At 64.8% G+C, this 18156-nt stretch carries 12 protein-coding genes; 11 read left to right on the top strand and 1 reads right to left on the bottom strand.

Annotated features, from left to right (window positions below; all coding sequences use genetic code 11):
* Nucleotides 1–115 precede the first annotated feature (115 nt).
* The 6 genes from ACKLLE_RS12905 (at nt 116) to accC (ending at nt 8285) form a co-directional block, all read left to right on the top strand.
* Nucleotides 116–1732: a response regulator gene (locus tag ACKLLE_RS12905; RefSeq protein ID WP_064301582.1), complete on the top strand. Its 1617-nt coding sequence runs from the start codon at nt 116–118 to the stop codon at nt 1730–1732.
* Nucleotides 1733–1839: 107 nt separating this feature from the next.
* Complete coding sequence (locus ACKLLE_RS12900) at nt 1840–3801, top strand: methyl-accepting chemotaxis protein (RefSeq protein WP_420058203.1); 1962 nt, start codon at nt 1840–1842, stop codon at nt 3799–3801.
* A gap of 177 nt (nt 3802–3978) precedes the next feature.
* Nucleotides 3979–5751, top strand: a complete 1773-nt coding sequence (locus tag ACKLLE_RS12895) for a protein-disulfide reductase DsbD (protein ID WP_420058202.1) — start codon at nt 3979–3981, stop codon at nt 5749–5751.
* A gap of 177 nt (nt 5752–5928) precedes the next feature.
* Complete coding sequence (gene aroQ / locus ACKLLE_RS12890) at nt 5929–6378, top strand: type II 3-dehydroquinate dehydratase (RefSeq protein ID WP_420058201.1); 450 nt, start codon at nt 5929–5931, stop codon at nt 6376–6378.
* 84 nt (nt 6379–6462) lie between these two features.
* Nucleotides 6463–6924 (top strand): acetyl-CoA carboxylase biotin carboxyl carrier protein, encoded by a 462-nt coding sequence (accB, locus tag ACKLLE_RS12885; protein WP_420058200.1) that lies wholly within the window; start codon nt 6463–6465, stop codon nt 6922–6924.
* 17 nt (nt 6925–6941) lie between these two features.
* On the top strand, nt 6942–8285 hold the full coding sequence (accC, locus tag ACKLLE_RS12880) for an acetyl-CoA carboxylase biotin carboxylase subunit (RefSeq protein WP_009398719.1): 1344 nt from the start codon (nt 6942–6944) through the stop codon (nt 8283–8285).
* Between the two features lie 194 nt (nt 8286–8479).
* Here accC and ACKLLE_RS12875 read toward each other — a convergent pair whose 3' ends face one another.
* Complete coding sequence (locus ACKLLE_RS12875; protein WP_420058199.1) at nt 8480–12436, bottom strand: hypothetical protein; 3957 nt, start codon at nt 12434–12436, stop codon at nt 8480–8482.
* A 160-nt stretch (nt 12437–12596) separates the two neighbouring features.
* Here ACKLLE_RS12875 and prmA point away from each other — a divergent pair, with 160 nt between their 5' ends.
* The 5 genes from prmA (at nt 12597) to purH (ending at nt 17979) form a co-directional block, all read left to right on the top strand.
* Nucleotides 12597–13475: a 50S ribosomal protein L11 methyltransferase gene (gene prmA / locus ACKLLE_RS12870; RefSeq protein ID WP_064301578.1), complete on the top strand. Its 879-nt coding sequence runs from the start codon at nt 12597–12599 to the stop codon at nt 13473–13475.
* Between the two features lie 40 nt (nt 13476–13515).
* Complete coding sequence (locus ACKLLE_RS12865) at nt 13516–14793, top strand: DUF3426 domain-containing protein (protein ID WP_420058198.1); 1278 nt, start codon at nt 13516–13518, stop codon at nt 14791–14793.
* Between the two features lie 175 nt (nt 14794–14968).
* Nucleotides 14969–15982 (top strand): tRNA dihydrouridine synthase DusB, encoded by a 1014-nt coding sequence (gene dusB / locus ACKLLE_RS12860; RefSeq protein WP_420058197.1) that lies wholly within the window; start codon nt 14969–14971, stop codon nt 15980–15982.
* Nucleotides 15979–16299 carry a DNA-binding transcriptional regulator Fis gene (gene fis / locus ACKLLE_RS12855; RefSeq protein WP_003186237.1) on the top strand — a complete coding sequence of 107 codons (321 nt, stop codon included), beginning with the start codon at nt 15979–15981 and terminating at the stop codon, nt 16297–16299. The genes dusB and fis overlap by 4 nt, the downstream gene beginning before the upstream one ends.
* Before the next feature lie 78 nt (nt 16300–16377).
* Nucleotides 16378–17979 (top strand): bifunctional phosphoribosylaminoimidazolecarboxamide formyltransferase/IMP cyclohydrolase, encoded by a 1602-nt coding sequence (gene purH, locus ACKLLE_RS12850; protein WP_064301575.1) that lies wholly within the window; start codon nt 16378–16380, stop codon nt 17977–17979.
* The last annotated feature ends 177 nt before the right edge of the window (nt 17980–18156 follow it).

Genomic DNA, 18156 nt, shown 5'->3' with positions numbered 1-18156 from the left:
GAATGAATCTCCGGCGTCAAAAAATTGATGCAGGGCACTCGATTGCTTCGAAAGTGGTGCTAGCATAGAGCCATCACTCGAACTGCCTCACCTTTTAATAAGAAGTAGTCAGGACATGACCGAGCCAGAAGACCCCAATCGTGAGCGACTGAAGCAACACTTTGCCCAGCGGGTCATCCACCAGGCCCGGCAGATCCTGGAAATCTGGCAACGCCTGCAGCGTAGCGAGTGGTCCACCGGCGACCTGGGCGAACTGTGCGAGGCCAACCTGCGCCTGCAGCGTTACGCCGAGCGCTTCGAGCAACCGGAACACACGCAACTGGCCGAAGCCATCGGCCAGACCCTGGACGCGGTCGAGGCCAACAGCGCGCGCCTGAGCAGCAACCTGATCAGCGAACTCAACCGCTTGATGCAGCGCCTGTCGCGCACCGGCCTGCGTCATGGCGACCGCCTGGAACAGACCACCCTGCCGCCGTTGCGCAAACCGGTCTACATCATGCTCCAGGACCACGACCGCGCCGAACGCCTGGCCAAGCAACTGGAGTTCTTCGGCCTGGGTGTCGAAGCGCTGCACACCGCCGATGCCTTCCGCGCCTCGATGGGCGAGCGCCTGCCGTCGGCCATCGTCATGGACGTGGACTTTGGCGGCCAGGGCCAGGGCCTGCTGCTCGCCGGACAGGCGCAACAGGGCCTGGAGCAACGGGTCCCGCTGCTGTTCTTCAGCCTCCATGAAACCGACACCCCGACCCGCCTGGCCGCCGTGCGCGCCGGCGGCCAGGAATTCCTCACCGGCACCCTGGAAGCCTCGAGCCTGCTGGAAAAGGTCGAACTGCTGACCAGCGTCACCCAGTACGAACCCTTTCGCGTGCTGATCATCGACGACTCCCGGGCCCAGGCACTGCACACCGAGCGCCTGCTGAACAATGCCGGGATCGTCACCCGCACCCTTACCGACCCGATCCAGACCATGGTCGAGCTGGCGGATTTCCAGCCCGACCTGATCATCCTCGACATGTACATGCCGGCCTGCACCGGCACCGAACTGGCCAAGGTGATCCGCCACAACGACCGCTATGTCAGCGTGCCGATCATCTACCTGTCCGCCGAGGACGACCTGGACAAGCAACTGGACGCCATGAGCGAAGGCGGCGACGACTTCCTGACCAAGCCGATCCGCTCGCGCCACCTCATCACCACCGTGCGCAATCGCGCCGCCAGGGCGCGCAACCTCAAGGCACGGATGGTCCGCGACAGCCTGACCGGGCTGTACAACCACACCCATATCCTTCAGTTGCTCGAGGATTGCAGCTTTCGCGCCCGCCGCGAGAACCGGCCGCTGAGCTTCGCCATGCTCGATATCGACCATTTCAAGAAGGTCAACGACAGCCACGGCCACCCCATGGGCGACCGGGTGATCAAGAGCCTGGCGCTGTTTCTCAAGCAGCGCCTGCGCAAGACCGACTTCATCGGGCGCTACGGCGGCGAGGAGTTCGCCATCGTCATGCCCAACACCGATCTGGACGCCGCGCACAAGGTCCTCGACGAGATCCGCAAGCGCTTTGCCGAAATACACTATCCGGCCCAGCCGCAGGACCTGTTCTGCACCTTCAGCGCCGGGGTCGTGGCCCTTAGCGAGGCGCTCGACGCCCTGAGCATGGCCACCGCTGCCGACGAAGCGCTGTACCGCGCAAAAGGTGCCGGACGCAATCGGGTGGTGCGGGTCGAGCCGTGAAGTCAAATGGCCACTTTTTTTGACCTGACCGACCGCGTCGTCATAACCGCGTCATAAAATCGCAATAACTTCAGTGCCTTGCCTTCCAGCCGTCGGTAGTCAAGCACATGCGCCTGAAGCTGCTCACCAATCTCAATACCCTGTTACTGGTCCTGGTCTGCCTGGCCCTCGGCGCCACCCTCTGGTGGTCGCAACAGGCCCTGGAGCGCCCCTACCTATTGATGGAGCGCTACCTGGGCCTGTCCCAGCAGTTCCAGAACCAGGTGGCACGCAACATCCAGACCTACCTCGGCAGTGGCGATGCCCTGCAGCACGCTACCGCGCTGCAGGCCACCCAGGCTCTTCAGGAAGAGCTCAAGCACATGCCGGAAGACCTGGCCCAGCGCGTACGCCCGAGCCTGGACAGCCTGGTCTCCTTCACCAGCAACGAATTGCTGGCCGCCGGCAAACTGGCGGGCGACCCGCAGGCCCTGCTGCTACAGGCCGAGCGCGAGCTGGGCGCCAACCTGGAGCAATGGCTGCGCTACGCGCAGAACGGCAACAACCCGGAAGGGGCGCGCTACACCACCCCGCTGTTCGAAGCCGGGCTGCACCTGAGCCGGTTGTCCCTGGCCCGCGACAAGCTGGTCAGCAGCGGTCGTGCGGAACTGGCCGAGGAAGTCGAGCGCGAGCTGAACCTCATGGCCGAACAGGCCAGGATCCTCGATGCCCTGCCGTTGCTGGGGGTCAAACAGGCCAGCGCCTCCGGCTCCGACGATTTCGCCGCGATGATGGGCCTGGAAAGCCAAACCAAGAGCGAGGCCGAAGACACCGCCATCGGCCTGCGCCGCGAACTTAACAGCCTGATCGGCCGCTACCCGGCCGAGCTGCAACGCACCCGTGAACTGATCCAGCGTCGCGGCGAACTGGCGGCGACCACCAGTTCGCGCATTGCCGCCGTACAGCAGGCCATCGCCGACCTTGAGCCCGGCGTGCGCAGCCAGCATGGCCAGATCCAGAGCGAGGTGCGCCTGATGCAGGGGGTAATGATTGCCTTGATCCTGCTGATCGCGCTGCTGATCGATCGCCTGCAACGACGTCTGGCGCGGGTCCTTACGGCCCTCGACCCGGCGCTGTCGGCCTGGGCGGGCGGTGACTTCAGCAGCGCGATCGACCTGCCGCCGAGCAACCGCGAAATGCACGATATCCAAAACTCGCTCAACCGCCTGCGCGATTACCTGGTGGAACTGGTCGGGACCATCCGCCACAACGCCGAGCAGGTTGCCGGCAGCAGCCACGCCCTGGCCGGCATGAGCAGTGCCCTGCACGATGGCGCCGAGCGCCAGGCCGGGGATACCGCGCAGATCCGCGATGCCCTTGGCGAACTGGAGGCCACCATCGTCCAGGTCGCCGGCGACGCCAGCCAGGCCGCCGACGCCAGCCGCCAGGCCGGTGAAGCGGTGCAACAAGGCCAGGCGGTGATCGGCCAAAGCTTGACCGGGCTGCGCAAGCTGGTGGACGAGGTACAGGGCAATGCCCAGGTGGTCGAGGAACTGGCCCGGGAGTCGGCGACCATTGGCGGGGTACTGACGGTGATCCGCGCGATTGCCGAGCAGACCAACCTGCTGGCCCTCAACGCGGCGATCGAGGCCGCGCGAGCCGGGGAAATGGGCCGCGGCTTTGCCGTGGTGGCCGAGGAAGTGCGCTCCCTGGCGCAACGCACCACCGGTGCCACGGGCGAGATCCAGACCCTGATCAGCCGCCTGCAACAAGCCGCCCAGGAGTCGGTGGAAGGCATGCGCGCCCAGCTGGAGCACGCCGAAGCCACGGCCAGCCAGGCCCAGGCAGCGGATGGTGCGCTGGATGAAATCGTCATGGCGATCCAGACCATCGCCGACACGGCGGAGCGCATCGCCGATGTCACGGCGCAGCAGAGCGGCGCGGTCAGCGAGATTCGCGACCACAGCGAACGGATTCATGGCCTGGGCGAGGACAACCTGCAGCGCATCGGCGAAGGGCGCGACCAGGGCGAACAGTTGTTGCGCTTGGGTGGGGAACTGAATACAGCGGTTCGGGCTTTCCGTTTGTAATCAGGCGCACCACATACCCTGTGGGAGCGGGTTCACCCGCGATTGCGGTAGTGAATCCACCGACGTCATCGCGGGTGAACCCGCTCCCACAGGGTTCGCGCAATCCAACGGGCTTCTGCGTATCCCCCAAGACTCCGCTATGATGCGGGAATTTCCGCCCCACCCCGCGAGCCCACCATGCGTCGTCTGCTTTGCCTCCTGCTGCTGGCCCTTGCCCTGCCCGCCATGGGCGCCGGCCTGTTCGACAGCCGCCCCAGCGCCACCCTCGGCGCACCGTCCCTGAACAACAGCGCCGATTTCCTGCCGGTGCGCGAAGCCTTCAAGCTCAACCTGATCGACGGCGACAGCAAGACCATCAAGCTGCGCTTCGTCCCCGCCGAAGGCTATTACCTCTACCGCCACCGCTTCCAGTTCCGCACCGAACCGGCCGATATCGCCCTGGGCGCACCGCAGTTGCCGCCCGGCGAAGCCAAGCACGACGAGTTCTTCGGTGATGTCGAGGTGTACCACGGCATCCTCGATATCGACCTGCCACGTACCGACGATCAACGCCCCTTCACCCTGGTGGTGACCTACCAGGGCTGCGCCGACAAGGGCCTTTGCTACCCACCGGAAACCGAACGGCTGAGCATTGCCGGCAGCGGAACCGCAAGCCCACCGGCAGCGACAACCAAGCAAGCCTGGACCTGGAACAGCCTGCTGCTGTTCTTCCTTGCCGGGGTCGGCCTGACCTTCACCCCCTGCGTACTGCCGATGCTGCCCATCCTTTCCGGGGTGGTCCTGCGTGGTCAGGTCGGTGGCCTGCGCGGTCTCGCCCTGTCGCTGGCCTACGTGCTGCCGATGGCGGCTTGTTTCGCCCTGCTCGGTGCATTGATGGGCCTGTTCGGCGCCAGCCTCAACCTGCAGGCTCGCTTGCAGTCGGCCTGGGTGCTGGTGCCGTTTTCACTGTTCTTCGTGCTGTTCGCCCTGGCCATGTTCGGCCTGTTCGAACTGAAACTGCCGCGCGCCGTTAACGACCGCCTGGACCGCGTTGCCGGTAACACCAAGGGCGGCTCGCTGCTCGGCGCCGCGATCCTCGGCGTGGTGTCCAGCCTGCTGGTTTCGCCTTGCGTGTCCGCGCCGCTGGCCGGGGCCCTGCTGTATATCAGCGCCAGCGGCGATGCCCTGGGCGGCGCGTTGAAGCTGTTCGCCCTGGGCCTGGGCATGGGCGCACCGTTGCTGCTGGTGGCAACGGGCGGCGCAGCCTGGCTGCCGAAAAGCGGGCCATGGCTGGTAACGGTGAAGAACGCCATCGGCGTTTTGCTCCTGGGCCTGGCCATCGGCCTGCTCAGCCGGGTGCTGCCGGGGCAGGTCACCCTGCTGCTGGTCGGCTTGCTGGCCGCCGGGGTGGCGCTGTTCCTCGGCGCCCTGGAATTCGGGTACAAGGCGCCGCGCCAGCGCCTGGCCCAGTTGCTCGGTCTGTTCCTGCTGGTCTACGCCGTGGCCTGCTGGTATGGCGCGCTGAGCGGGCAAAGCGATCCGCTGCGTCCCTTGCCCGCCGCGGGCAATGCCGGGGTCGCCAGCCAGGTGAAGAGCGACACCTGGCAAACCATCGACAGCCCTGCCGACCTCGACCGCGTCCTTGCCGAAGCCAAGGCTGCCGGCCAACCGCTGGTGCTCGACTGGTATGCCGACTGGTGCATCAGTTGCAAGGTGATCGAACGCGAGGTGCTTAATGCACCGAACGTGCTGCCATTGCTCGGGGAATACCGGCTGGTACGCTTCGATATCACCCGCAGCAGCGCCGAACAGCGTGCCCTGCTGGACCGCTACCAGCTGTTCGGCCCGCCGGCGCTGCTGTTCTTTGCCGCGAACGGCAGCGAAAACACTGCCGCGCGCGTGGTAGGCGAGACCAACGCCGGCGAATTCGCCGAACATCTCCAGCGCATCCGTGCCGATCTGCGTCTATAACTTCCCGGGGCCGCGCAAACATGCGGTCGGATGACCGGGATTAACAAAATAGTCACATATTTCGCGCGAATCTCGGTCATCGTGCTGGCTATTGCAGTTAACTGGACAGTGCTCCGCTCTTTGCGGCATAGTCGCCGCGCTTGTATTCATGTCCTACAAAAATCAAAGGATGCGCAGATGGCGACCCTACTGGTGCTGCACGGCCCCAACCTGAACTTGCTCGGCACGCGCGAGCCCGGCGTCTACGGCGCCGTGACCCTGGCGCAGATCAACCAGGACCTGGAGCAGCGTGCCCGCGCCGCCGGCCACCATCTGCAGTACCTGCAAAGCAATGCCGAGTACGAACTGATCGACCGGATCCACGCCGCGCGCAACGAAGGCGTGGACTTCATCCTGATCAATCCGGCGGCTTTCACCCATACCAGCGTCGCATTACGTGACGCATTGCTGGCGGTGAGCATCCCATTCATCGAAGTGCACCTGTCCAACGTGCACAAGCGCGAGCCGTTCCGTCACCGCTCCTACTTTTCCGATGTCGCGGTAGGAGTGATCTGCGGCCTGGGCGCCAGCGGTTATCGCCTGGCCCTGGAGTCCGCCCTGGAACACCTGGCCGCCAAATCCGAATAACGCGAGCCCGGCCATCGCCGGGCTTACCGGAACGTTTGAATCACGTTCATACGACCCTGACCAAATATTGGGAGTTGATGATTAATGGATATTCGTAAAGTCAAGAAACTGATCGAACTGCTGGAAGAGTCCGGCATCGACGAGCTGGAGATCAAGGAAGGCGAAGAGTCGGTGCGCATCAGCCGCCACAGCAAGACTCCAGCCCAGCAGTACTACGCGCCGGCCCCGGCGCCGGTTGCCGCCGCCGTCGCTCCAGCTGCCGCACCGGCTCCAGCCGCTGCTCCGGCTGCCGCCGCTGCTCCTGCGCTGAAGGGCACCGTGATCCGTTCGCCAATGGTCGGTACCTTCTACCGCAAGGCTTCGCCAACCTCGCCAGCCTTCGTCGAAGTCGGCCAGGCGGTGAAGAAGGGCGACACCCTGTGCATCGTCGAAGCCATGAAGATGATGAACCACATCGAAGCCGATATCGGCGGCGTCATCGACGCCATCCTGGTGGAAGACGGTCAGCCGGTTGAGTTCGACCAGCCGCTGTTCACCATCGTTTGAACCGCGGAGAGCCTGCGATGTTGGAAAAAGTTCTGATCGCCAACCGCGGCGAAATTGCCCTGCGTATCCTGCGTGCCTGCAAGGAACTGGGTATCAAGACCGTCGCCGTACACTCCACGGCCGACCGCGAGCTGATGCACCTGGGCCTGGCTGACGAGTCCGTGTGCATCGGCCCGGCCTCGTCGAAGGATTCCTACCTGCACATCCCGGCGATCATCGCCGCTGCCGAAGTCACCGGCGCCACGGCCATTCACCCTGGCTACGGCTTCCTCGCGGAAAACGCCGACTTCGCCGAGCAGGTCGAGAAATCCGGCTTCGCCTTCATCGGCCCGAACGCCGACACCATCCGCCTGATGGGCGACAAGGTGTCGGCCAAGGACGCCATGATCAAGGCCGGCGTACCGACCGTACCGGGCTCCGACGGCCCGCTGCCGGAAGACGAAGAAACCGCGCTGGCCATCGCCCGCGAGGTGGGTTACCCGGTGATCATCAAGGCCGCCGGTGGCGGTGGTGGTCGCGGCATGCGCGTGGTGCACAAGGAAGAGGACCTGATTTCCTCGGCCAAGCTGACCCGTACCGAAGCCGGTGCTGCATTCGGCAACCCGATGGTGTACCTGGAGAAGTTCCTGACCAACCCACGCCACGTGGAAGTCCAGGTGCTTTCCGATGGCCAGGGCAACGCCGTGCACCTGGGCGACCGTGACTGCTCGCTGCAGCGCCGTCACCAGAAAGTGCTGGAGGAAGCCCCGGCCCCGGGCATCGATGAGAAGGCCCGCCAGGAAGTCTTCGCCCGTTGCGTCCAGGCGTGCGTCGAAATCGGCTACCGTGGCGCCGGTACCTTCGAGTTCCTCTACGAGAACGGTCGTTTCTACTTCATCGAGATGAACACTCGCGTGCAGGTAGAGCACCCGGTTTCGGAAATGGTCACCGGTATCGACATCGTCAAGGAGATGCTCAGCATCGCCGCTGGCAACAAGCTGTCGTTCACCCAGGACGACGTGGTGATCCGCGGTCACTCCCTGGAATGCCGGATCAACGCCGAGGATCCGAAGAAGTTCATTCCGAGCCCTGGCACGGTCAAGCACTTCCATGCTCCGGGCGGCAACGGCGTTCGCGTCGATTCGCACCTGTACAGCGGCTACGCGGTTCCACCGAACTACGACTCGCTGATCGGCAAGCTGATCACCTACGGCAAGGATCGCGACGAAGCCATGGCACGCATGCGCAATGCCCTGGATGAAATCGTCGTCGACGGGATCAAGACCAACATCCCGCTGCACCGCGAGCTGGTCCGTGACGAAGCCTTCTGCAAGGGCGGCGTCAACATTCACTACCTGGAGCACAAACTGGCCTCGGAGTAATCCGGACGGTTTTGCTTCACGGTGAATGCGAAAAGCCCCGAACCCAGGTTCGGGGCTTTTTATTTTCCGAAACGTGATGGCGCTCTTGCGAACCTCATCGCTGGCAACGCCAGCTCCCACAAGGACCGCATGCACCACCAATCCTGTGGGAGCCGGCGTTGCCGGCGATGAGGCCAGCAGGTTCACTGATGCTGTTAGGCCATGTTCTGGAGGGTGGTCAGTTGCAGAGCCTGCGCCTCGATCTGCTGCGCTGTCGCCGGCCGGCCACCCAGGGTGGTGACCTGCCCGTCACGCCGCTGCACCAGCACCTCCTGGCGGAACCGCTGCATGAAGCGCCGGGCACGCACGGCGATATCGCTGCTGCCGCCCAGCGAAGCCTCCAGCAGGATCGGATCGAGCACCTTCTGCACACTGGACCGGGTCGAGGTGAACACGCTGGTCGCGCCGTCCGCCAGGTCGAACCGCACGCCGTAGATATTGCCCAGGCACGACGAGTACGACCAATGATCCCACTGCACCTGGATCCCCCGGCGCGCCAGGGCCGAACGCAGCGGTCCGCCGATATCCGCCGCCGTGGACAACCAGTCACCGCCCACCAGCACCGCACTGATCCGCCCTTCTTCCCCGCCACGACGAATGCCGTGCAAGGCGGTCTCCAGTGCGTCCTCCACCAGCCGGCCGATATTGTGGTCGACATGGATGAGTGCCCCGCCTCGGGTCGCCGGGTTGTACAGGCAGACCGCGACGCAGGACTCGATATTCAGCGAGTACAGATAGTTGTCGCTGCCCGCCGGATTGAACCGCGCGATCAGCCCTTCGCCCTGCAGGACACCACGTTGCGGCAGTGGATTGGTCCGCGCGGCAAAGGCCTCCGCCACGTCCCAGACTCGCCCGAGATACTGGCTCGGCGCCCCGCCGAGCAGCCCGACCCGCTCGTTGAACTGCCAGCGGTTGCCCGGCCCGAGGCGGATCGGCACCCGGTACTGGGCCCGCGGGTAACGGGGATCGAGCAAACGCAAGGTGTCCAGGTCGGGGTCGTGGATCACCTGGAAGTAGCGTCCGCGATCATTGACGTAGAACGCTTCCCGTCCGTCTTCGCCGACCCGGCTGTAGACTCCTCGCCAGATGCCGCCCCGCTCCATGCTGCGCAGGTTGTCCGGGACCTTCCTCAAGGCTCGTTGCTCGTCCATGACACTCACCGCCGCCCGCTCGCCCTGGCGGATACCCGGCCGGGCCTGGTCGGTCAACTGGCTCCAGCGGCTAGCCTCGCTGGCCTTGCGCAGCCCCGCCCGCGAGGCATGGGTCAGCGCCCCCCAGGCTCCCGGCAAGGCAATGCCCCACAACGCGATCGCCACACCCAGCCAATGATTCAGCGCCGCGGAATCGTCATCGGCGACATGACTGGCGATCGCCTTGTAGCTGCCGATGGCGATGAATACGGCATCGAGGGCGAAGCCCAGCGGCGGAAAAGCCAGGCTCAGGGGAAAGGCCGCGTATAGCAGGCCCTTGGTCACCTGTTCGACGATCACCTCGTGGCGACTACGGGTCACCGCCTCGATATCGCTGGCATGACTCTCCAGGAACGCGTCGTACTCGGCCATGAAATCGACGATCCGGTTGCCCTCGCGCAGGGTGTCGCGGGGCCGCTCGCCCTTCGCCAACTGCATCAGCCATTCGGAAACCTTTGGCCGGTCGACGAAGCGCACATGCTGCAGGTACCAGTCGTGCAAAGCGCCGCGGCCGGCACCGACGAAGCCCTGGTACTTGCGCAAGGACAGGCCGTCGGGTGCCTGCGGCGTATACAGCCAGTCCTGGGCCACGCCACCGACGATACGCCGGAACACATACAGCCCGGTGCTATTGCGCCCGTTGAGCGTGAAGCGGAACAGCCCGCTGCCAGCGATATTGTCCGCCGACTCGCCCTGGGGCTCGCGCACCTCGCCCAGTTTATCGACGACCTCGAGCAACCAGTCACGCTCGCCGTCACTGATCATCCGCTTGCCGTGGGTGGCATGCACATCGCGCCGCAAGGTGGTCTGCGCCAGGGCGAAATGCAGGGCCCGCCTCTTGGCATATTCAGGATCGGCAGGGTCGAGGAACCGCGCGCGAATCGAGTCTGCATACGCCTGGCCGATGTAGGCGCTGCGCACATAGGTCACCAGCTCGGCGGCGCGCACCCTGCCCAGGTCCTGGCCGACGGACGAGCGCACCGGCATCCGCGGATTGTCCAGGCCCCAATTGTCGTCATAGCCATAAATGGCCAGGTCGAGCAGGGTGCGTGTGGTCTTTCCCGAAGAAATGAGCCCCGGGAAGAAATCGAAGAGGATGGTTTCCGGGTCGACCTCGTCGGTTACCCCGCATTCTCGAAGATAATCGGCGATCGCCGCCTTGACCGTGCGCCGGGAAAACGCCAACAGGCTTTCCTGCTCGGAAACATGGTGCTGCATCGCCAGGTCGAGCAGGCGCAGATTCTCGTTGAGCCCGGCGATTACCCTGCGCTCGTCCAGCGTCAGTTCGGCGAACCAGCGCGGCGCATCGTACCAGGCGACCTGCTCCAGATGGTTGTCCCGCCCCAGCTCGACCAGGTAGCGGCAGCATTGGGCATAGCCATGCTGCGGGCCACGATGGTCGCGCGACAGGTCCCAGGCATCCGGTCGTTCACGCACAGCGGCATAGAACTGCTCGGCCTTGTACTGCCCGCGCACGTTGATCCGGTCCAGCAGGTAGCGGGTTCCGGCCTCGCCTGCCAGCCATTGCCCCAACTCAACGGCCAGGGCACGCAGCGAGGCCAGTTCTATCCATTCCTGGCCATCGGGCTTGCCGGGCGCATACAACACCAGCCCGGACAACACGCCAGCGTCGTCCTGGTGATAGAACAGCATCAGTTGCGCCAGCGGCTCATCGGGAAACTGGGATACCCCGGTAACCTTGTCGCCGGGCTCGTCCCGCCCCACGCCGTTTCCGGCACGCACCCGCAGCACCCGCGCATAGCTTTCGGCCCCCAGATGGCCCTTGCACCGCGCGATGAAGGCGCTCTGCTGGAGGCGCATATCGTTCAGGTCGAGCAGGGCCGAGAACACGTCCGGATTGGCATAACGCTCGGCCAATGCCTGGTGATAACCGGCGCGCGGATCGACATTCAGCAGCAACTCGTCGAGGAAACCGGCTGGCAGTACCTGGTTGAGCGCGCCAGGATCGCGCAGCAGGGTGCGAACCTTGTCCGGGCTGGCGGCGAAGGGACCTTCCGCCACCAGTGCGGCGAGCCGCAGGGTGCGTGCCACCGGGTAACGGGGGTGCTCCACGCGGGTGCGGACCTGCATTTCGTCGGGGTCGATATCCAGGCCGAGGGCAAGCCGGCAGTAGTCGATGATCGCCAGGCGGGCATGGGCTTCCAGGGAGTCGACTCCGTACAGCAACAACCTGAGCTGCTCGCGCAGTAGCCCATGGCGGTGCTGGAAATGCCGCAGCACCTCCAGTTCTTCGCTGTCCAGGGCGCTGAACCAGTCGCCCAGCGCCCCGCGCACCAAGGCGTCGATCTGCTGCCGCTCGGCGTCGGGCAGGCTGCCGGTGCCGTCGAACAGCGAGCGCCAGCGGGCGTCCAGGTCCTGGGTGTACTGCAGCAGGCTGTCGCCATCGAAGCGCTTGAGGGTTTCGGCACAGAACAACGTCTTCAGCGCCGAGCAATGCGCTTCCAGTTGCTCCAGGAAACGCTCGCCCACCGCACTGGCGCCGTCCAGTCCGGCGGGGCGCTGCGTCCATTGCCGGCGCAATGCCTGGCAATAATCCTCCAGCACACCGGTCGCCGCACCTTCGATGATCTGCGCCACGGTCTGCTGGCGTTCGTTCCAGCCCTCCTGCGCGTCCTCAGGGTCCGCTTGCGCGAGCCAGCGCAAGGGACCGTGCAGGTCGGCGTCGAAATCCGGCAACTGCCCGTCGATCAGGCGCTGCAACAAGGCATGCAGCAGCGCCTGGGGGAAGCCGGGCGCGACGTCGCCTTCCGGGTAATAAGTGCGCAGGTGAACCATCAGCTGCTCAAGGGCGAAGTCTGCGAAATACGGCCGCCGCTCGAAAAAACCGTCGATCCATAGCTCCCAGCGTGTCAGTTGCAGCAGCGACAGGCGTGCCGCGCCATCCTCCAGCTTCATGCTCATCATCTGACTCCTTGTTGAATGAGGCAGCTCAGGTTGCGCGAGCCTTGGCACGACGGGGTGATAGATAGTTAGCGGGGTTGTTATCCACTTTGCCGTGCGCCTGGCGTAAACTGGCGGGCTTTCGCAGCACTGCGCTGAATCCCCTGGTGGAAGGTACCCCATGCCCTGGTTACAAGTTCGTCTGGCCATCACTCCGGAACAGGCCGAAACCTATGAAGACGCCCTGCTGGAAGTGGGCGCGGTTTCCGTGACCTTCATGGACGCCGAAGACCAGCCGATCTTCGAGCCGGACCTGAACACCACGCCGTTGTGGTCCAATACCCACCTGCTGGCCCTGTTCGAGGCCGATGCCGAGCCCGAGGCGGTGTTCGCCCACCTGCAACTGCTGACCGGCGCCGAGCTGCCCGAGCACCATGCAGAAGTGATCGCCGACCAGGACTGGGAGCGCAGCTGGATGGACAACTTCCAGCCCATGCGCTTCGGCCAGCGCCTGTGGATCGTGCCGAGCTGGCACGCGGCGCCGGAGCCGGACGCCGTCAACCTGCTGCTCGACCCGGGCCTGGCCTTCGGTACCGGCACCCACCCGACCACCGCCCTGTGCCTGGAGTGGCTGGACGGCCAGGACCTGAAGGGCGTCAACCTGCTGGACTTCGGCTGCGGCTCGGGCATCCTCGCCATCGCCGCGCTGCTGCTGGGCGCGCGCCGCGCCACCGGCACCGACATCGATGTCCAGGCCCTCGAAGCCTCACGCGACAACGCCGGACGCAATGGCATCGCCGAGGCTGACTTCGACCTGTACCTGCCGGAGCAGATGCCGGCGATGCAGGCCGACGTGCTGGTCGCCAATATCCTCGCCGGCCCGCTGGTCTCGCTGGCACCGCAACTCAGCGGCCTGGTCCGTCCGGGCGGCCTGCTGGCGCTCTCGGGCATCCTTGCCGAGCAAGGCGAGGAAGTGGCTGCGGCCTACGCGGCGGACTTCGACCTGGACCCGATCGTCGTGCGCGATGGCTGGGTTCGCATCAGTGGTCGCCGCCGTTAACAGCACCTAGACTTCACCTCAGCCCACCCCGGATCGCCGCATGACCGACAGTTTCGTCACCCAGTGCCCGCATTGCCAGACCAGCTTTCGCGTCAGCCACAACCAGTTGAGCGTGGCCCGCGGGGTCGTGCGCTGCGGCAATTGCCTGCAGGTCTTCAATGCCGCCAAGCAATTGCTGGAGCAGAACGCGTCGCTGCAATCGGTGCTGATGCCGCCTGCCGGGGCAGCACCGGCCGCGCCGCCCATCGAGACACCCGCGAGCGATCCCGTCCCCGCTGAAAAAGGCCCGGCCCTGCCGGCCTGGGGCGAGGTCGACCTGGACCAGCTTGACCTGGACAGCGAACTGGCCCGCCTGGAACAGCGCGAGATCCAGCCGAGCCTGTCGTTCAACGCCTCCCCGCGTCGTGACGACAGCCTCAGCGCCAAGCGCGACGAAGCCGACCCCGACGAGCGCCTGGAAGATGGCCTGTCCACCACCGAGGAACACGATCCGCTGGCGCCGACGCTCGACGAACCGCCGCTGGAAGCGGAGGGTGACGATGTCGAGGAGCGGCAGGCCCGCACCGAACCTTCGCTGTCCCTGGACCTGCCGGAGCCCGATGACACCCCGCCGGTGCGCTCGCTGGCGATCGAAGAAGAGCACGACGAGCCTCTCGACAGCGGCGTCGGCCTGTCGGCTCGCGACGACGAGCCGGAAGAGCCAGGCCAGGACAGCAGCGACCGTCGCGAGCCGGAACTGGGCGCCCTGCCCCCGGCTGGCAGTACGCCACGCAAGGAATCCCTGGTCGACCTGGTCGACGACCCGATCCAGCTCGACTGGCAGAAACCGCAGGGCACCCTGGGCCGCAAACTGCTGTGGAGCCTGTTGATCCTGCTGGCTGCCGCAGGCCTGGCAGGCCAGTACATCTGGTATCACTTCGACGAACTGGCCCGCCAGGACCAATACCGTCCGTGGTTCCAGCAGTTGTGCCCGAGCCTCGGATGCGAGGTGCCGTCCAAGGTGGATATCGCCCGGATCAAGAGCAGCAACCTGGTGGTACGCAGCCATCCAGACTTCAAGGGCGCGCTGGTAGTGGACGCGATCATCTACAATCGTGCGCCGTTCTCCCAGCCTTTCCCGCTGCTGGAACTGCGCTTCGCCGACCTCAACGGCCAGTTGATCGCCAGCCGGCGCTTCAAGCCCGCCGAGTATCTCGGCGGCGAACTGGCGGGCAAGGACGAAATGCCCAGCCAGACGCCGATCCACATCGCCCTGGACATCCTCGATCCGGGCCCGAAAGCGGTCAACTACAGCCTGAGCTTCCGCTCTCCCGAGTGATTCCCGGCCTTCGGCGCCAGTGTTCTGGCGTCGGCGGCGGGTTGCCCGCGTCCCGTCCTCGCGTCGTAACTGTTCAGATTTTATCCAGATTCATCTTTATCCGGTCATCGAGAGCGGGTATCATGCCCACCCTTTTTCGAACTCTAATGATCCGGCCCCACAACAGGGAACTCCTATGTCGGCGGTACGCATCGGCCCTTACGAACTGCAGAACAACCTGATCCTGGCCCCCATGGCCGGCGTCACGGACCAGCCTTTTCGCCAGCTTTGCCGACGAATGGGCGCTGGCCTGGTGGTGTCCGAGATGGTCAGCAGCGACATGAGCCTGTGGAACAGTCGCAAGTCGCGCCTGCGCATGATCCACGCAGGCGATCCCGAGCCACGCTCGGTACAGATCGCCGGCGGCGACGCGCAGATGCTCGCGGCGGCGGCACGTGCCAACGTCGAGCTGGGCGCCCAGATCATCGACATCAACATGGGCTGCCCGGCAAAAAAAGTCTGCAACAAGGCCGCAGGCTCTGCTTTATTGAAAGATGAAGCGCTGGTGAGTGAAATCCTCCACGCGGTGGTCGCCGCGGTGGAGGTGCCGGTGACCCTGAAGATCCGTACCGGCTGGGACCGGGACAACAAGAACGGCCTGACCGTGGCGAGGATCGCCGAGCAGGCCGGGATCCAGGCGCTGGCCGTGCATGGCCGGACCCGCGCTGACCTGTACACCGGCGAAGCCGAGTACGAAACCATCGCGATGATCAAGCAGGCGGTGTCGATCCCGGTGTTCGCCAACGGTGACATCACTTCGCCGCAGAAGGCCCGCCAGGTACTCGACGGCACCGGCGCCGACGGCCTGCTGATCGGTCGGGCCGCCCAGGGGCGACCCTGGATCTTTCGCGAGATCGAGCATTACCTGCGCACCGGCGAAACCTTGCCGGCGCCACAGCTGGGCGAAGTGGAAGGGATTCTGCTGCAACACCTGGCAGCGCTGCATGCCTTCTACGGCGATGTAATGGGCGTGCGAATCGCCCGCAAGCACGTTGGCTGGTACCTGGCAACGTTACCGGGAGCCCGTGAATTCCGTGCCCGGTTCAATCGTTTGGAAGACACGCACGCGCAATGCGCCGACGTTCGCCAGTTCTTCCGCGAACGCGAACAGAGCCTTGAGACAGAGGACGGACAAGGGGTGGCCGCATGACGATGATGACCGAGACTTTAGTGAGTGGAACAACGCCCGTGAGCGACAACGTCAACCTGAAACAGCACCTCAATACCCCGAGCGAAGAGGGCCAGACCCTTCGCGGAAGCGTGGAGAAGGCGCTGCACAACTACTTCGCCCACCTCGAGGGCGCGGCCGTCACGGACGTGTACAACCTGGTGCTCTCGGAAGTCGAGGCGCCCCTGCTCGAAAGCGTGATGAACTACGTCAAGGGCAACCAGACCAAGGCCAGCGAGCTGCTTGGACTGAACCGCGGCACCTTGCGCAAGAAACTCAAGCAGTACGACCTGTTGTAAGCATGAACCCCAACCAGAAAAGGCGACTCCTCGTGAGGTCGCCTTTTTTGCTGACTCCACCGCGTTATGGAATCTGAAATGACCGACCAGACTACCCGCCTGCCGATCCGCCGTGCCTTGATCAGCGTTTCCGACAAGACCGGGATCCTCGAATTCGCCCGTGAGCTGCAAGGCCTGGGCGTCGAGATCCTGTCTACCGGCGGCACCTTCAAGCTGCTCCAGGACAACGGCATCGCCGCGGTCGAAGTCGCCGACTACACCGGCTTCGCGGAAATGATGGACGGCCGGGTCAAGACCCTGCACCCGAAAATCCACGGTGGCATCCTCGGCCGTCGCGGCACCGACGACGCCATCATGCAGGAGCACGGGATCAAGCCGATCGACCTGGTCGCCGTCAACCTGTACCCGTTCGAAGCCACCATCTCCAAGCCGGGCTGCGACCTGCCGACCGCCATCGAGAACATCGACATCGGCGGCCCGACCATGGTCCGTTCCGCTGCGAAGAACCACAAGGACGTGGCCATCGTGGTCAACGCCAGCGACTACGCCAGCGTCCTGGAAAACCTCAAGGCCGGTGGCCTGACCTACGCCCAGCGCTTCGACCTGATGCTCAAGGCATTCGAGCACACCGCAGCCTACGACGGCATGATCGCCAACTACATGGGCACCGTGAACCAGGCCGCCGAAACCCTGAGTACCGAAGGCCGCAGCGAATTCCCGCGCACCTTCAACAGCCAGTTCATCAAGGCCCAGGAAATGCGCTACGGTGAAAACCCGCACCAGAGCGCGGCGTTCTATGTCGAGGCCAAGCCGTCGGAAGCCGGCATCGCCACCGCCGTGCAACTGCAAGGCAAGGAACTGTCGTATAACAACGTGGCCGACACCGACGCGGCGCTGGAATGCGTGAAGAGCTTCGTCAAGCCGGCCTGCGTCATCGTCAAGCATGCCAACCCGTGCGGCGTTGCGGTCAGCCCTGAAGGCGGCATCCGCCAGGCTTACGAACTGGCCTACGCCACCGACACCGAATCGGCCTTCGGCGGCATCATCGCCTTCAACCGCGAGCTGGACGGCGAAACCGCCCGCGCCATCGTCGAGCGCCAGTTCGTCGAGGTCATCATCGCTCCGAGCGTCAGCGAGGAAGCCCGTGCCGTGGTCGCGGCCAAGGCCAACGTGCGCCTGCTGGCCTGCGGCGAATGGTCGGCCGAACGTGCCGCTGCCTGGGACTACAAGCGCGTTACCGGCGGCCTGCTGGTACAGAGCCGCGATATCGGCATGATCACCGAGGGCGACCTCAAGGTCGTGACCCGCCGCGCCCCGAGCGAGCAGGAAATCAACGACCTGATCTTCGCCTGGAAAGTGGCCAAGTTCGTCAAGTCCAACGCCATCGTCTACGCCAAGAACCGCCAGACCATCGGCGTCGGCGCCGGCCAGATGAGCCGCGTCAACTCTGCCCGCATCGCCGCGATCAAGGCCGAGCACGCCGGCCTGCAGGTGCAGGGTGCGGTCATGGCCTCGGATGCGTTCTTCCCGTTCCGTGACGGCATCGACAATGCCGCAAAAGTGGGCATTACCGCCGTGATCCAGCCAGGCGGCTCGATGCGCGACGCCGAAGTGATCGCAGCAGCCGACGAAGCCGGCATCGCCATGGTCTTCACCGGTATGCGCCATTTCCGCCATTGATTTCAGCTTTCAAGCTTGACGCGGACCCTGTGGGAGCGGGTTCACCCGCGATTACGGTAGTGAATTCACCGACGTAATCGCGGGTAAACCCGCTCCCACACGGCCCCTGCAAAGCCCAAGAGTCATGTTTTGTTCTGTGGGAACGGGCTTGCCCTCCGGCCTTTCCCATGAAAGCCA

Origin of the sequence: Pseudomonas bharatica, assembly GCF_048586865.1 — a bacterium.
In the GTDB taxonomy this organism is placed as follows: domain Bacteria; phylum Pseudomonadota; class Gammaproteobacteria; order Pseudomonadales; family Pseudomonadaceae; genus Aquipseudomonas; species Aquipseudomonas bharatica.
This window is presented reverse-complemented; position numbering and strand designations above follow the sequence as displayed.

What these genes read in the sequence shown, in the direction of transcription:
- ACKLLE_RS12905 (WP_064301582.1), top strand. Translation starts at nt 116, where the DNA reads ATGACCGAGCCAGAAGACCCCAATCGTGAGCGACTGAAGCAACACTTT.
- ACKLLE_RS12900 (WP_420058203.1), top strand. Translation starts at nt 1,840, where the DNA reads ATGCGCCTGAAGCTGCTCACCAATCTCAATACCCTGTTACTGGTCCTG.
- ACKLLE_RS12895 (WP_420058202.1), top strand. Translation starts at nt 3,979, where the DNA reads ATGCGTCGTCTGCTTTGCCTCCTGCTGCTGGCCCTTGCCCTGCCCGCC.
- aroQ (WP_420058201.1), top strand. Translation starts at nt 5,929, where the DNA reads ATGGCGACCCTACTGGTGCTGCACGGCCCCAACCTGAACTTGCTCGGC.
- accB (WP_420058200.1), top strand. Translation starts at nt 6,463, where the DNA reads ATGGATATTCGTAAAGTCAAGAAACTGATCGAACTGCTGGAAGAGTCC.
- accC (WP_009398719.1), top strand. Translation starts at nt 6,942, where the DNA reads ATGTTGGAAAAAGTTCTGATCGCCAACCGCGGCGAAATTGCCCTGCGT.
- ACKLLE_RS12875 (WP_420058199.1), bottom strand. Translation starts at nt 12,436, where the DNA reads ATGAGCATGAAGCTGGAGGATGGCGCGGCACGCCTGTCGCTGCTGCAA.
- prmA (WP_064301578.1), top strand. Translation starts at nt 12,597, where the DNA reads ATGCCCTGGTTACAAGTTCGTCTGGCCATCACTCCGGAACAGGCCGAA.
- ACKLLE_RS12865 (WP_420058198.1), top strand. Translation starts at nt 13,516, where the DNA reads ATGACCGACAGTTTCGTCACCCAGTGCCCGCATTGCCAGACCAGCTTT.
- dusB (WP_420058197.1), top strand. Translation starts at nt 14,969, where the DNA reads ATGTCGGCGGTACGCATCGGCCCTTACGAACTGCAGAACAACCTGATC.
- fis (WP_003186237.1), top strand. Translation starts at nt 15,979, where the DNA reads ATGACGATGATGACCGAGACTTTAGTGAGTGGAACAACGCCCGTGAGC.
- purH (WP_064301575.1), top strand. Translation starts at nt 16,378, where the DNA reads ATGACCGACCAGACTACCCGCCTGCCGATCCGCCGTGCCTTGATCAGC.